The following is a 14231-nucleotide window of genomic DNA, read 5'->3' as shown; positions in this document are numbered from 1 at the left end:
CCTATCCTTCACCAATAGTTTCATCTAACCATTCCAAGGCTTGCTTCACACCGGTACGCCACCGAAACGTGGCACGTTCTTCGCCTCTGGTCGGCCCACGATTAATGATACCTATCGGTTTCCGAGCCCGATTTGCATCCAAAAGAATTCGATACCCACTCATCACCGCAAGAGATGACCCAACCACAATCAATGCCCCGGCCTCTGATAGAAGCTCATTGATGGCTATTTTGCGTTGTTTCGGAACGATTTCGCCGAAATACACTACGGTAGGTTTGAGTTTATCTGAACCACAGTTCAGACACCGGACCATCATGAAGTCATCAACCCATCGCTGCGGTATGCGAGCATCGCCGTCGGGATTGATATCAGCGTGTTCCATTTGCCACTGCTCGGCTACGACAGCGTTGGCCTCGTGGAGCCGGTGCCCGAACGCTTCACGATCCTCTTTTACCCCGCAGACGAGACACTCGATCTCGTCCATCGATCCGTGCAATGCAATAACTGGGCTCTGCTGCTTTGAGGTGCGATTCACCTGAGCATCTGCTTTTTGCTGTGTTCTTTGATGAAGTCCATCGACGTTTTGGGTGATGATGCCCGCAATTCTGTCATTGGCGTTCCATCGGGCCAGAATTTCGTGCCCGCGATGCGGTCTGGCCTCCTGCATGTGACGCCACCCAACAAATGATCGGGCCCAATAGCGATGCCGAGCAGCGTCGTCGTGCAAGAACTCTTGATACGTCATGGGACGGGAATGCCGCAGTGAGCCTTCGGGCCCGCGGTAATCTGGGATACCAGAATCTGTTGACATGCCCGCGCCCGTCAAGATCAGAGGCTTCAGGGTCAACAGCTGGGCAAGGCCAGTGGAGGCTACTTGCACATTTTGAGGGGGAGCTGAGTTTCCGACGACTCGCTGCACAGAGCGGATGGCAGCCTGATGCGTTGCGTAGGCTGGATGCTCTTCAGAAAAGGCTGAGCGATCGAAAGAGATCGGCCGGTCAGATGAGCTCGTCATCCGACCGGACCGATCTTTTAAAAATCTCAGGAAACCCTAAGAGATAAACCCCGCTAATACGATGAGTCCTCGTCATACTCGTCGTAGGCGTTATATTTCTCCGCGTATTCGGCGAAGTCGTGGTCATGTCCCCTGTCGGGTTTCTTTCCGGCTAGCTCTCGCTCAAGTGCTGCCAAGTCGGTAGCTGGCGAGAAGTACTTCATGTCCCGTGCCTGACGGGTTGCCTTTGCCTTTTGACGGCCGCGCCCCATGAGCGTGACCCCCTTCGCGGTCTCTGGGTCCTCAGAAGCGGCAACGTAAGGCTCGTGTTGCCGGTGAGGTCTCTTGTTCGTAATGGTTCGTAGTTACCAGGTTAACATGTTTGAGTAGAGTTCGCCCCTCCAGGGCTAAAATGTTTCTGGTATAACTAGCGCTTTCACTCTAAGATCAGCTAATAACCAGCACCGCTCCGCTGAACTCCCCACGTACGAGACCCCTGCGGAGAGAATAAATACTGCTGTCAGGAAGGATGATGGACCGGCATGAGCCCAGCCGCCAACCCGCCCAACTCAGCCGATGAGTCTCCGCTGTCAGCTGAAGACCCCGCCACGCCCTCGCGACGCGAGATCCGCCAACAGCGGGAGCGGCGTTCACGACGAAATTCCTGGATTATCTTCTTTTCTGTCCTCATCGTAGTGCTGGCCATCGTTGGTTTTTTTGTGTACAGCTTCAGCTCCTCCGATAACGGCAGCGCCGAAACTCCTGAGGAAACCACTACGCGGAACCCCTCACCGGGAATCGATGGCTTGATCGCCACGAACGCTTCACCCGAAAACTTCCTGCCGGGCGATTGCCTAGCAAACTACTCAGACGCCAGTCAGCCCGCAGATATCGTTGGTTGCACGACGCCGCATAACGCCCAGCTCATTGGACGTCGACTGTATTCGGAAAACATGACGTATCCCGGCGAAGATGAGCTCCGAGAGTCGTCGGAGGCCTTCTGCGCCGACATCCCGCTGCTTGAAAACACTCAAGCTACCTACTCCATCAACACTTCGCGTCCTTCCGAATACACCTGGGAAACCGAAGGCGACCGTCGCATTGACTGCATTGTGTCGACCAACGATGACACAACATTTTCCGCCTCACTTGTCGAAGAGCCCGCTGTGGACGATCAACGTTCCGAAGAAGAACAGGAACGCGACCCGATCCAGACTGCTGAAGAAGCAGCCGAGGACAACGATGCTGACGATGACGCTTCGCCCACCGAAACGCCAGACACGACCGAGGATGATGAATCCTAGCTGACCCAAACGTCTAGACCGACTGGTGCATTGAGCCCGACCGAACTGGTTGGGCTCAATGCATCTCGGGGTCGCAGCCGTATCAGGTTCGCCTAGTAGGGCTTCGAGTTAGAGGGCGGAGTCCGCTTCATGAGTTTGACTTGTGCGTGTGGTCAATTCAATGCCTTCACCGTCGGCGTCAACCACCACCGTGTCACCGTCAGTAACCCGTCCGGCCAGGATTTCTTTGGCCAACGTGTCGCCAATTTCGCGCTGAATCAGGCGACGCAACGGACGTGCCCCATATGCTGGGTCGTGCCCCGTGCGCGCCAGCCACTCTGCGGCAGTCGGTGTGACCTCCAGACTCAGGCGCCGCTCCGCCAACCGTTCGGCAAGCTGGTCGACCTGTAGATCCACGATCTTGACCAAATCAGCGATGGTCAGCGGATCGAAATGAATCATGTCGTCTAACCGGTTGAGGAATTCGGGTTTGAATGCGGCTCGAACAGCAGCATCAACCCGGGCGTGCTTATCGGCTGGCTCCAGTGTTGCATCCACCAAGAACTCGGACCCCAGGTTTGAGGTCAGAATCAAAATGGTGTTGCGGAAATCGACGGTTCGGCCCTGTCCGTCTGTCAGGCGCCCGTCATCGAGCACTTGCAGCAAGATATCGAAGACCTCCGGGTGGGCTTTTTCGACTTCATCGAGGAGCACCACTGAGTAAGGACGACGTCGCACAGCTTCAGTCAGCTGGCCGCCTTCGTCGTACCCGACATAACCGGGAGGTGCTCCAACCAGTCGGGCCACCGAGTGTTTCTCCGAGTACTCCGACATATCGATGCGAACCATGGCGCGCTCGTCATCGAATAAGAAGTCAGCCAGTGATTTGGCAAGCTCCGTTTTCCCGACCCCGGTGGGCCCGAGGAACAGGAACGACCCGATGGGTCGATTCGGATCGGATACGCCCGCCCGGGAGCGTCGAACGGCATCAGCCACCGACTCCACCGCACGATGCTGGCCAATAAGTCGTTGACCAATGTGGTCTTCCATCTGCAACAGTTTTTCCTGTTCACTGGACAGCATCCGCCCGGCGGGTATCCCGGTCCAAGCCTCAATGACTTCGGCGATATCGTAGGCTGACACCTGCTCTGAAACCATAGGCGGTTCGTCGGCAGGCACCGACGAGTCTGCCGCTTCGGCGGCTTCGAGGTCCTTTTCGACCTGTGGGATTTCCCCATAGAGAATACGCGAGGCCTCCGCCAGGTCGCCTTCACGTTGAGCTTTTTCGGCAGCCGAACGCAACTCATCCAGCTGGACACGCAAATCCCCGGCTTTGTTGAGCGAAGCTTTTTCGGCCTCCCACTTGGCGGTCATGGCAGCGAGCTCTTCTTTGGTATCCGCCAGCTCGGCACGCAGCGCTGCCAAACGTTCCACAGATGCCGGATCAGTTTCGCCTTCCAACGCCAGCTCTTCCATGGTCAACCGGTCAGCGGCACGGCGCAACTGATCGATGGCTTCAGGGGCCGAGTCGATTTCCATGCGCAACCGGGATGCCGCCTCGTCCATGAGGTCTATGGCCTTATCGGGTAGCTGCCGGCCCGAAATATACCGGTTCGACAAGTTCGCGGCAGCGACCAGAGCGGCGTCGGCGATGGCGACCTTGTGGTGGGCCTCGTAGCGTTCCTTCAGCCCGCGCAGGATAGCGATCGTGTCGGCGACGGAGGGCTCACCGACGAAGACCTGCTGGAAGCGCCGTTCCAGAGCCGGATCTTTTTCAATATTCTCGCGATACTCATCGAGCGTGGTGGCCCCGATCAGCCGCAATTCCCCGCGGGCTAGCATGGGCTTGAGCATATTGCCCGCATCCATCGACCCCTCGGCAGCCCCGGCACCCACGACGGTGTGGAGCTCATCAATGAAGGTCACGACCTCGCCGTCGGCACGGGCAATTTCTTCTAAGACAGCCTTGAGACGTTCCTCAAATTCACCACGATATTTCGCACCGGCAACCATCGCACCCAGGTCCAGGGACACCAGGCGCTTACCGCGCAGCGACTCCGGGACGTCACCGGCCACCATGCGCTGTGCCAGTCCTTCAACGACGGCGGTTTTGCCCACACCGGGCTCACCGATCAGCACCGGGTTGTTTTTCGTCCGGCGAGACAGCACCTGGATGACGCGCCGAACCTCAGCGTCACGGCCGATGACCGGATCGAGTTTGCCGGATGCGGCCACCTCGGTCAGATCGGTGCCGTACTGTTCCAGGGCCTGAAAGGTCCCTTCGGGATCTTGGGACGTCACCTTTGTATCGCCCCGGATCGCCTTCATCGCAGCGGTCAGCGCCTGAGCTGTCGCGCCGGCATCACGCAAGGCCTTACCTGTCTCACCGCTATCCGCGGCCAGCCCTAACAGTAGGTGTTCAGTCGAAACGAACTGGTCTTGATTCTCCTGGGCTTGGGTCTGCGCTGCCGAAATCACGGCAAGACCGGCACGCGACAGTTGCGCTTCGGCAACAGATGAGCCCGAAACCTTGGGTAACGCGGCAATCTGGCTTGAAGCTTTGGTCGACACGACCTCAGGATCCACCGAAGCGCCCTTGAGCACGGCGACGGCCACCGAGTCGCGCTGATCCATGAGCGCCTTGAGAATGTGGGCGGGTTCAATCTGCGGGTTGCCAGCGGTAGAGGCATTCATCGCCGCAGCCGATAACGCCTCCTGAGATTTCGTGGTGAATTGCGCCTTCATACATACTCCTTGCTCCCGGTTACACCGGGACTCCACAATCTAAACTTGAGTCTACTTAACTCAACTATTTTTGGGGGAGGAATATTCCGATTTCGCAGTACTAAATTTTGCCAACGACGACGGGGTTAGCTGGCGTCGTCGGTGGGTTCTTCAGGGTCAGCGGAGGTAGCTGCGTCGGTGGGTGACGCCGTCGGGGACGGTGCAGTCTCATCAACTTGGTCTTGGAATGTTTGCTGCAGCTTTTCGGCCTGCGCGCCGAACATTTCCTGGGCCTGTTCTAACGTCACTTGTTCAGCGGTCATGTACATGTGAAATTGTGCATTCACCGACGATCCGCCCACCGCAAGGGACTCGACATCTTCGCCATCTGAAATCTCCAGCAGCATGGCGTCTAACCCCGGCACCTTGGTAAAGGTGGCTTCCGCACCCTCCACCTCGGTCGAGCTCAGCGTCTCGCAGGCATTGGGAATGTCACGATAGATCGCCATCGGTTCGATCGCTTCGACTGTCTCAAAAATCATCGTTTCGACCGCTGCGCCGGATTGGGTTTCATCTTCGTCCCCGTCGTTAGCAGCAGGGGCCCCGCGCATAAATTTTGCCGCAACACCACCAACTGCGGGGGCGGTGAACGAGTTCAATTCTTCCAACAACCGAGCGCAGCTGCCACTGGGGTTGAATTCGCTCAACGTCAGGTACATGGTAACTGGGTCGTCAATAAACCCTTCGACGGGTGGGTCGTGGGCGATCCCCACCAGTTCGCGGTCGGTCACCAATGCTTCGGCATACTGGTCTAGATCCACCTCGGGGGCGGTAGGTGACGCTGTCGCGACGTCCTCGTCCGTTGGGGTCTCGGTCGGCTGATCGGCATCCTGCGAGGTACAGCCGGCAAGGAACATCCCGCCGACGGCAGTTAGGGCAGCAATCCGCAGCGCTTGGCGTTTCACAAACATCACACCTCCACGATACCGCCTGTCTTCGGCAGGACGGGAACTTCAGACACACTACGTGTGCCTCACCACAGGATAAGCTCGAAGGCATGTCAGATTCCGCGGCCGATGCGCATGATTCGCAACCTTCGTCAACGAGACCGTCGGGGCCGAAAAGTGTGGCCGGTTCTGCGATAGCCAAACTCACCCCTGACCGTCCCACCGTGACCTACCAGCACCCGCGTCCAACGTTGTGGTTTGTCATTCGGCGCACGTGGGAACGCGCTATCGCCATGCAAGTCTGGGATGTTGCGGCGACCATGACGTTTTATCTGCTGTTGTCGGTCCTGCCGGCACTGATCGCGTTGACATCCATTGTGTCACTGGTGAATTTCACTGAAGAGACCATCTGGGCGTTTGCCGGGCTCGTCAACGATCTCTTACCCGCCGTCGAGGAGACCTGGGTCGTGGAAACCTTATTCGGTCTCATTGATACCCCCGGCGGACTGACCGCGTTAACATTAGGCCTCATCGGTTCGCTCTACTCGGCTTCGAACGTGGTGGCCGCGTTCCACCGGGCGATGAACCGGATTTATGACACACGCGAAGGGCGACCGTTCATCTATTTCCGGTTCGTGGTGTTTCTGGAAACGCTGGTGTTGATGTTCGCATCCCTGGCGCTGCTGCTATTGGTTATCTTGGGCGGTGACTTTTCGCGTCGGCTCGGCGAAATGCTGGGCTTCACGCAAGAAACAATCGCCACGTGGAATGTGTTGAAATGGCCGCTCATTCTAGCGGTGCTCATTTTCTTAGTGTCCCAGGCATTTTATCGCGGGCCCAACGTGCAGCGGCCGCGCTACCGCGTCATCAGTGGCGGGGCGGCCTTTACCGTGCTTGTGTTGTTCACGGCGATTGTCTTTACCGGCTGGTTGCTGGAACGGATCGCCGTATTTGAACAGCTGTTCAACACCGTCAACGGGATCCTCTATGTGATCGTGATGGTGTGGCTGGCTTTTATCGTCATGCTCGCGGCGGCGGCCTGGGACGCCGAGATGTTGCGTGCCCGGCAATTGGCTTCAGGTCTAGCGGCCTCCGACGAGCTCCAGTTAGCCACCGAGCACACCTGGGTGCTGCGGCAGCTCGATGCCGAAGCAGCGAACCGACGGCACATTTCGCAGATCGTCGTCGAAAATTATCACACCGGGCAGCCGGTGACCCTCACCAAAACCGCGCAACTGACCGAAGCCGAAGGTCTGTGGGCGGTCAAGGAACCCAATTACCCAATATCAACCGGCACCCCTTTTCACACGACAACGTCGTCGTCGGTGCATGACCGCACCAACGACGACGTGTCGAACTAAAGCGCTACGTTAGGCCGCTTTGCGGGCCTTGCGGGCCGCCTTACGTTCTTGGAGCACCGCCTGACGGGCCTCTTGAAGGGCTTTGCGCTGATCCTCGCGTGCCGAGTGGATCGCTTCGACCTTTTGTTCCTTGGCGTGCTGGATTTTGGCAACTTTGCGTTTGGCCGCACGCTTGCGACGCGAGGAAGTGTTCACCAATGAGTCGACAATCATGCTGGCACCAGCACCCAGCAGCCAGCTGTCTTTGGCAATCGAGGTGCCCTCTTGGGTGGGGCGGACACCATCTTCCTGGGTCATACCCGGGGTGTTGAGATACATGTTTAACAGCCCAGCGGAAAACGCGCTCAGCGCCGAACCTGCCAGCCAACCTGGAACCTTTGGAATCAACTGCATCGCACCGACACCGATCTCGGTGACAGCAATGAACCGACGGAACGCTTCAGGGGACATATCAGCCAGCATGGGCACCCCGTTGGCGGCCATCTCCTGGAGGCCTTCGGCTTCCTCAGTGGTGAGGTTTAACTTTCCGATACCGGAGTTCAATACGAATGCACCGGTGGTCAAACGTAACGGCAACTGAGCCAAGCTCATAAGTCTTCCTTCCATTGGGGACTCGTTATCCTTAACTGTAATACTTTCATCCCCAAATCCAACACGTCCCACGTGCGCTGACTGCCTGCACTACGCTAGTCATGCACCAATCCGGTGGTCGTGCAGTTGCTCTCGACCTCAGCTGTTGGCCACCGTCCCCACAGAAAGACTGAACAATACGCTATGACGCCTGCTAAACATCACCGCCCCGATGACGCGAATCATCTTGCCAACGACGAGGTACCGTCGGGATACCAAAAAGTCGAAACCCCTCAGGGCGTCAAGATCGTGCGCGAAGGTCCCGTATCGTTTGTGCGCCGAGAATTAGCCATGTCGCCCAACCGTCAAAAGCTGTGGGAAGAGCACCAGGGCACCACGGTACTGCCGGTGGCGCGATCCTTCGCGGACACCTCAGTGGCCCCCGAATCATATCTGGACGTGGCTTCGGTGTGGGGTCAGGACGGACCGCTGATTGTGGACGTCGGGGTGGGTCACGGTGAGTCGACTTTTGCCGGGGCGCAAGCGCATCCGGAAGCGAACTTTTTAGCCGTCGAAGTGTACCGGCCCGGGCTGGCCAAACTCCTGGACCGAGTCGTCACAGAAGACGTGATCAACGTCCGGATGGTGGAGGCCAACGCCCCGGAGGTATTAGACCACATGCTGCCGGCGGCTTCGGCCCAGGAAGTCTGGGTGTTCTTCTCGGATCCGTGGCAGAAGAACCGGTACCACAAACGTCGGCTGATTCAACCGAAATTCTTGGACCGGGTCGCGCGCGTGCTAGTCGACGGCGGGCTGTTGCGACTGGCCACCGACTGGTCACACTATGCTGCGCACATGCGTGATGTGGCCGAAGCACACGTTGAGTTCGAAAATCTGTATCCGGGCCGGCTGGCCGGCAACGAGTCGCCGCTGACGGCGGCACGCGTGCAGGGCACCGACGATGACAACCCGATGCCAGAGGCACAAGCGCTCGATACCTTGGGCGGTTGGGCGCCGCGGTTCGACACGCGTCCCGTCACCAGTTTCGAGGCCAAGGCACAACGTGCCGGACGCTACATCTTTGACCTGACGTATCGGCGGGTGGACCGCTAATTACCGGCTGACCGAAGCTGCCAGCCAGGTTCGCAGAATGTTTTCGGCCGTGGTGGCCAGGTTTTGCGCGGTGTCGGCCAGGGCGGTGTCGAGGTCTTGGGGTCCGGGCGTGATGCTATGGATTGCCATGATGCCGTGTTCGTAGACCTCGTGCGCGCCGGGACCGATGGCTCCGACGACGGCGATGACCGGGGTGTTGGTTCGACGGGCCACCCCGATGGGCACTTTGCCGGCCAGGGATTGGCCATCGAGTTGTCCTTCACCGGTCAGAATCAGGTCGGCTTGGACCGCGAGCTCATCGAATCCCACCGTATCCAGGACGGCGTCGATGCCGGATTTCAGTTCGGCGTTAAAAAATGCATGCATGCCGGCTGCGAATCCGCCCGCTGCTCCCCCACCGATCAGGTGCTCAACTTCGACCCCTACATCTCGGGCGATCACGGCGGCGGCGTGGGTGGTGGCGGCTTCCAGACGCCGGACCATCGCGTCATCGGCACCTTTTTGTGGTGCAAACGTAGCGGCCGCACCTTCTGGTCCCAGCAGCGGGTTCGTAATGTCGGTCAGCACCGTCATGGAGCGGGGACGACGGACACCCGATGCGTCAATCCGTGCGATCTGGCCCAGGGTGGCGCCGGTGGGCACAAAAGCGCGGCCTGTGTCGTCAAAAAATTTCACCCCGCAGGCAGCGGCTGCACCGCAGCCTAGATCGTGGGTCGCAGAACCCCCGGCACCGACGAGCAGACGGTGAGAACCCAGCCGATTCAGGAGTTCGCCCACCCCGTAGGTGGTCGTGGCTTCGGCGTTCGGTGTCGCGGTCAGGGGCAGGCCCGCGGCGGAAGCCAGCTCGATAACCGCCCGACCGTCGGGGAGCAGCCCGTATGTCGCTGCCACCGGGTGATGTTCCGGGCCGGTGACTTCGACGGTGTGGCGCGTGCCGCCGACAGCGGTCACCAGGGCGTCAACGGTTCCCTCGCCACCATCGGCCATGGGTAGTGCGTTGATTGTCGCCGTGGGCGCGGCACGTCGAATGCCGGTCGCCAGTGCGTCGGCAACTTCCGAAGATGTCAGCGAACCTTTAAACGCATCGGGCATCAAGAAGATGTTCAACTGGCGGGACCGCTTACTGGGTGAGTTCAAAACGTGGCTTATTTAGTGCGTATCGGGGCGCGGATTGTTCTAGCGCGAACCGCACGGCCTGCTCAACACGTTGCTGATCAAAATACTGCCGACGCCGCTCTTCGGAGAATGGCGAGGTCGGTTCGCGGGCGCCGTTGGGCTCTTCTGGGCCGTGAATATTGGTGGTCACCCCGGTCGCGCCGGCGGTGAACGTGCGCGAAAATGACACGTGGGAGCGCATCACGCTAATTTGCTCGAGGAGTTCCCCCACCGTATCGCGCAACTCATCGACTTCGGCTTCGAGTTCCACGATACGGCGGATTCCCTCGAGTGAAACACCGTCACGTGACAACGATTGAATACGACGCAGGCGTTTCACGTCTTCGGCAGAATACCGGCGTTGTCCGCCTGCTTGTCGCGCCGGGACCACCAGCCCCATGCGGTCGTATTGCCGCAGGGTCTGAGGGTGCATATCGGCCAGCTGCGCTGCGACCGAAATGACGTAAACCGGATCGTGTTTGTGACGGTTGACCATTACAACTTAGCCTTCTTTACCAGCTCGGCCCGCGGGTCCACGTCAGCAGTTGCCTCCCGGTACGCTTCGACCGCGGCACGGGCTGCGTCGTTGAGGTTGGCTGGGACGTCAATGACCAGTTCGACCAGCATGTCACCGGTCTGTTTGGTGGTCTTCACGCCCCGGCCGCGCAGCCGCAGCACCCTGCCCGACGATGACCCGGCGGGTACACCGATTTTCACGGTGCCATCCAGTGTCGGTACCTCGATGGTAGTACCCAGTACCGCTTCATCGAAAGATACGGGAACCTTCAGCCGAATATCGTGGCCGTCGCGTTCAAATACCGGATGACTTGCCACCGAGACTCGGACCATCAGATCGCCGCGACCGCCCGAACCTTGTTGGCCTTTGCCTTTGACACGCACCGTCTGACCGTCTTTGACGCCGGCGGGGATGCGGACCTCTTGGTTGGCCCCATAACTGGTGGTGATGTGTTTGGTGGTGCCGCGAATCGATTCCGCAAAGCTGATGGTGGTGCCGGTCTTAATATCGGGCCCCTTTTCGGGAGGTGGTTGTTGAAAACCGCTGAACCCACCACGGCCACCGCCACCAAAACCGCCGAAGATATCACTGAACCCAGCGTGTCGACCGCCACCAGCCTGGCCGAACAGACCCGAGAAGATGTCCTCGAATCCCGCCTGACCACCGCCGGTGCCACCGGCAAAGCGGGCCCCGGATCCCATGGCGCGCAACTGGTCATATTCCTGGCGCTGTTTGGGGTCCGAGAGCACCGTGTTGGCTTCGGTAATTTCTTTGAACCGTTTTTCGGCGGTCGCGTCGTTGGGGTTCGCGTCGGGGTGGTATTTTCGGGCGAGCTTGCGGTAGGCCTTCTTGATTTCGTCGGCGCTGGCGTTCTTGTCGACACCCAAAATGGCGTAGAAGTCTTTTTCTAGCCAATCCTGTGAGGCCATGTGACCCCTCCCCTACTCTTGGCCGGCCGATACCATGACTTGCGCCGCCCGGAGAACACGCTCGTTATACAAGTATCCATTACGGAAGACCTGCACGATATGTTCCTCGGCGACCTCGTCAGAGGGTTGGCGCAGCATCGCTTCGTGATGGACCGGATCAAACGGCTCCCCGACCAGGGCATCACCGTCGTGCTTGACCAAACCAAAGCCTTCCAGCGTGTTCTGCAGCTTGCGTGCGATCGCAGCAAAAGGACCGTCCAAGTCGCCTGCGGCTTCCGCGGCGTCGATGTCATCAAGTACCGGCAGCATCGCTTCGAGCATGCTGTAGGTCGCGTTGTCCTTGGCGACATCACGGTCACGTTCTACACGACGACGATAGTTGACGAACTCGGCTTGCAACCGCTGCAAATCTCCGCGCAATTCGGCGGCCTCATCGGTCGTGGCTGCCTCGTCAACGGCCTCTTCACCGGAGTCAGTTTCAGCCTCTGCGCCGGCCGCGTTGAGAATGTCCTCCACCTGCGACAGCGGGTCAGCGTGTTCTTCATTTTCGGTCTCGGCGGCCTGGTCCTGCTGGCCTGTCTGGTCTTGTTGGTCTTGCTGGGCAGACTGGTCGCGCAGTTCACCGGTTTCTGGGTCGATCCGACGCTTATCGGTGAAACGGATCGGTTCGTGTTCTTCGTTATTGGACTGATCGGTCATGGCTACTCCTTGAAACTCAACAACCAAGGCCGGCCGGAAACCGGCCGGCCTTGGTCATGCAATTACGTGGTGACGTGAAGACTACTTCTTCTCGTCTTCATCAATGACTTCGGCATCCACGATGTCTTCGTCGTCATTGTTGTTATCGGTTGCAGTCTGGGCGGTGTCCTGGTCCGACTGCGCGTAGAGAGCTTCACCGATCTTGGTCTGCGACTGCTGCAGTTTCTCAAATGCAGCCTGCACTTCAGCGTCGTTGTCCTGCTTCTCCAGGGCTTCCTTGAGTGCATCAACGTCGGCCTGAACCTCGGACTTGACGTCCTCGGGCAGTTTTTCGTCGTTTTCTTTGAGCAGCTTGTCAACCGAGTACGCGGTGGTTTCAGCGGCGTTGCGCGCTTCAGCGGCTTCGCGGCGCTTCTTATCTTCTTCCGCGTGAGCTTCGGCGTCTTTGACCATGCGATCAATCTCTTCATCCGACAGCGAGGTACCACCGGTAATCGTCATCGATTGCTCGGCACCGGTCGAGCCATCCTTGGCCGAAACGTGCACAATACCGTTGGCGTCGATGTCGAAGGTGACCTCAATCTGCGGCATGCCGCGAGGCGCTGGCGCAATCCCGGTCAGCTGGAAGTTGCCCAGTGGCTTGTTGTCGCGAGTGAACTCGCGCTCACCCTGGAACACCTGGATATCTACCGATGGCTGATTGTCGTCGGCCGTGGTGAAGGTTTCCGAACGCTTCGTTGGGATCGCGGTGTTGCGCTCGATCAGTTTGGCCATCACGCCACCTTTGGTTTCAATACCAAGCGACAGCGGAGTGACGTCAATGAGCAGCACGTCTTTGCGGTCACCAGCCAGCACACCGGCCTGGATAGCAGCACCTACGGCGACAACCTCGTCAGGGTTGACACCCTTGTTTGGTTCTTTGCCGCCGGCAAGTTTCTGCACCAGTTCGGTGACTGCTGGCATACGGGTCGAGCCACCGACCATAACGACGTGGTCAATGTCTGAAACCGACACGCCGGCTTCCTTAATGACGTCTTCGAATGGACGACGAGTGCGCTCCAGCAGGTGAGAGGTCATGTCCTCGAATTTGGCGCGCGACAGGTGCTCATCGAGGTGGACCGGACCGTTTTCGGTCACCGAGAGGTACTGCAGCGAAATGTTGGTCGAGGTCGCCGAGGACAGCTCTTTCTTGGCCTGTTCGGCGGCTTCCTTCAGACGCTGCAGCGCAATTTTATCCTTGGACAGGTCAGCACCGGATGCCTTGGCCTGTTCCAGCAGCCAATCTACGATGACCTGGTCCCAGTCGTCACCACCAAGACGGTTGTCACCGGCGGTCGAGCGAACCTGAATGGTTGAGAAATCGTCGTCGTCTTTGCCAACTTCCAGCAGGGAGACGTCGAACGTACCGCCACCGAGGTCGAAGACCAGGATCAGTTCGTCTTCTTTACCGCGTTCCAGACCGTAGGCCAGGGCGGCCGAGGTTGGCTCGTTGATAATACGCGAAACGTTCAACCCAGCGATCTCGCCGGCTTCCTTGGTGGCCTGGCGCTCAGCGTCGTTGAAGTATGCCGGCACGGTGATGACCGCGTCGGTGACCTTTTCACCGAGGTATTCTTCAGCGTCGTGCTTGAGCTTCATCAAGATACGAGCCGAGATTTCCTGAGCGGTGTACGACTTGTCGTCAATTTCAGTTTTCCAGTCGGTACCCATGTGGCGCTTAACCGAAGAAATGGTGCGCTCGGGGTTGTTGACGGCCTGACGCTTGGCAATATCACCGGTCAGCACTTCGCCACCCTTGGTGAATGCAACGACCGACGGGGTGGTGCGAGCGCCCTCAGCGTTGGCGATAACCGTTGGGTCGCCACCTTCGAGGACGGCGACCACTGAGTTGGTCGTCCCGAGGTCAATACCTACAGCACGTGACATATGGAATCCTTTC

13 protein-coding genes are annotated in these 14231 nt (G+C 58.8%); 3 read left to right on the top strand and 10 right to left on the bottom strand.

Translation table 11 applies throughout. From position 1 onward, the window contains the following. Position 1 precedes the first annotated feature (1 nt). Complete coding sequence (locus J2S62_RS02655) at positions 2–1015, bottom strand: Sir2 family NAD-dependent protein deacetylase (RefSeq protein WP_310171086.1); 1014 nt, start codon at positions 1013–1015, stop codon at positions 2–4. Positions 1016–1068: 53 nt separating this feature from the next. Beyond that, a complete protein-coding gene (locus tag J2S62_RS02650) occupies positions 1069–1266 on the bottom strand; it encodes a DUF3073 domain-containing protein (protein WP_310171084.1) in 198 nt (65 codons plus the stop codon). A gap of 270 nt (positions 1267–1536) precedes the next feature. On the opposite strand from J2S62_RS02650, the gene J2S62_RS02645 reads away from it, so the two are divergent. Then, positions 1537–2298 (top strand): hypothetical protein, encoded by a 762-nt coding sequence (locus tag J2S62_RS02645; RefSeq protein WP_310171081.1) that lies wholly within the window; start codon positions 1537–1539, stop codon positions 2296–2298. A 108-nt stretch (positions 2299–2406) separates the two neighbouring features. Here the strand turns inward: J2S62_RS02645 and clpB are convergent, their stop codons facing one another. Together clpB and J2S62_RS02635 are read right to left on the bottom strand one after the other, a co-directional pair. Then, on the bottom strand, positions 2407–5022 hold the full coding sequence (clpB, locus tag J2S62_RS02640) for an ATP-dependent chaperone ClpB (RefSeq protein WP_310171078.1): 2616 nt from the start codon (positions 5020–5022) through the stop codon (positions 2407–2409). A 125-nt stretch (positions 5023–5147) separates the two neighbouring features. Next, on the bottom strand, positions 5148–5975 hold the full coding sequence (locus tag J2S62_RS02635) for a hypothetical protein (protein ID WP_310171076.1): 828 nt from the start codon (positions 5973–5975) through the stop codon (positions 5148–5150). Between the two features lie 83 nt (positions 5976–6058). On the opposite strand from J2S62_RS02635, the gene J2S62_RS02630 reads away from it, so the two are divergent. Continuing rightward, positions 6059–7309 (top strand): YihY/virulence factor BrkB family protein, encoded by a 1251-nt coding sequence (locus J2S62_RS02630; protein WP_310171074.1) that lies wholly within the window; start codon positions 6059–6061, stop codon positions 7307–7309. 9 nt (positions 7310–7318) lie between these two features. Here the strand turns inward: J2S62_RS02630 and J2S62_RS02625 are convergent, their stop codons facing one another. Further along, positions 7319–7900: a hypothetical protein gene (locus tag J2S62_RS02625; protein ID WP_310171072.1), complete on the bottom strand. Its 582-nt coding sequence runs from the start codon at positions 7898–7900 to the stop codon at positions 7319–7321. A gap of 183 nt (positions 7901–8083) precedes the next feature. On the opposite strand from J2S62_RS02625, the gene trmB reads away from it, so the two are divergent. Then, complete coding sequence (gene trmB / locus J2S62_RS02620; protein ID WP_310171069.1) at positions 8084–8992, top strand: tRNA (guanosine(46)-N7)-methyltransferase TrmB; 909 nt, start codon at positions 8084–8086, stop codon at positions 8990–8992. Here the strand turns inward: trmB and J2S62_RS02615 are convergent, their stop codons facing one another. The 5 genes from J2S62_RS02615 to dnaK all read right to left on the bottom strand — a co-directional run bounded on the left by J2S62_RS02615 (position 8993) and on the right by dnaK (position 14218). After that, on the bottom strand, positions 8993–10129 hold the full coding sequence (locus J2S62_RS02615; protein ID WP_310171067.1) for a glycerate kinase family protein: 1137 nt from the start codon (positions 10127–10129) through the stop codon (positions 8993–8995). Further along, positions 10113–10643: a heat shock protein transcriptional repressor HspR gene (locus tag J2S62_RS02610; RefSeq protein WP_310171064.1), complete on the bottom strand. Its 531-nt coding sequence runs from the start codon at positions 10641–10643 to the stop codon at positions 10113–10115. Before J2S62_RS02610 ends, J2S62_RS02615 begins: the two co-directional genes overlap by 17 nt. Further along, positions 10643–11593 (bottom strand): DnaJ C-terminal domain-containing protein, encoded by a 951-nt coding sequence (locus tag J2S62_RS02605; protein WP_310171061.1) that lies wholly within the window; start codon positions 11591–11593, stop codon positions 10643–10645. The genes J2S62_RS02610 and J2S62_RS02605 overlap by 1 nt, the downstream gene beginning before the upstream one ends. Positions 11594–11605: 12 nt before the next feature. Then, positions 11606–12292, bottom strand: coding sequence for a nucleotide exchange factor GrpE (locus tag J2S62_RS02600; RefSeq protein WP_310171059.1), 687 nt, complete (start codon positions 12290–12292; stop codon positions 11606–11608). An 81-nt stretch (positions 12293–12373) separates the two neighbouring features. Then, positions 12374–14218 (bottom strand): molecular chaperone DnaK, encoded by a 1845-nt coding sequence (gene dnaK / locus J2S62_RS02595; RefSeq protein ID WP_310171055.1) that lies wholly within the window; start codon positions 14216–14218, stop codon positions 12374–12376. Positions 14219–14231: the final 13 nt, after the last annotated feature.

This window comes from Enteractinococcus fodinae (assembly GCF_031458395.1).
In the GTDB taxonomy this organism is placed as follows: domain Bacteria; phylum Actinomycetota; class Actinomycetes; order Actinomycetales; family Micrococcaceae; genus Yaniella; species Yaniella fodinae.
The sequence above is the reverse complement of the archived record's forward strand: the minus strand, read 5'-3'. Positions and strand labels throughout refer to the sequence as shown.

Coding starts and splice junctions, on each gene's coding strand:
- J2S62_RS02650 (WP_310171084.1), bottom strand. CDS start 1,266: ATGGGGCGCGGCCGTCAAAAGGCAAAGGCAACCCGTCAGGCACGGGAC.
- dnaK (WP_310171055.1), bottom strand. CDS start 14,218: ATGTCACGTGCTGTAGGTATTGACCTCGGGACGACCAACTCAGTGGTC.
- J2S62_RS02610 (WP_310171064.1), bottom strand. CDS start 10,643: ATGGTCAACCGTCACAAACACGATCCGGTTTACGTCATTTCGGTCGCA.
- trmB (WP_310171069.1), top strand. CDS start 8,084: ATGACGCCTGCTAAACATCACCGCCCCGATGACGCGAATCATCTTGCC.
- clpB (WP_310171078.1), bottom strand. CDS start 5,022: ATGAAGGCGCAATTCACCACGAAATCTCAGGAGGCGTTATCGGCTGCG.
- J2S62_RS02625 (WP_310171072.1), bottom strand. CDS start 7,900: ATGAGCTTGGCTCAGTTGCCGTTACGTTTGACCACCGGTGCATTCGTA.
- J2S62_RS02645 (WP_310171081.1), top strand. CDS start 1,537: ATGAGCCCAGCCGCCAACCCGCCCAACTCAGCCGATGAGTCTCCGCTG.
- J2S62_RS02600 (WP_310171059.1), bottom strand. CDS start 12,292: ATGACCGATCAGTCCAATAACGAAGAACACGAACCGATCCGTTTCACC.
- J2S62_RS02655 (WP_310171086.1), bottom strand. CDS start 1,015: ATGACGAGCTCATCTGACCGGCCGATCTCTTTCGATCGCTCAGCCTTT.
- J2S62_RS02630 (WP_310171074.1), top strand. CDS start 6,059: ATGTCAGATTCCGCGGCCGATGCGCATGATTCGCAACCTTCGTCAACG.
- J2S62_RS02605 (WP_310171061.1), bottom strand. CDS start 11,593: ATGGCCTCACAGGATTGGCTAGAAAAAGACTTCTACGCCATTTTGGGT.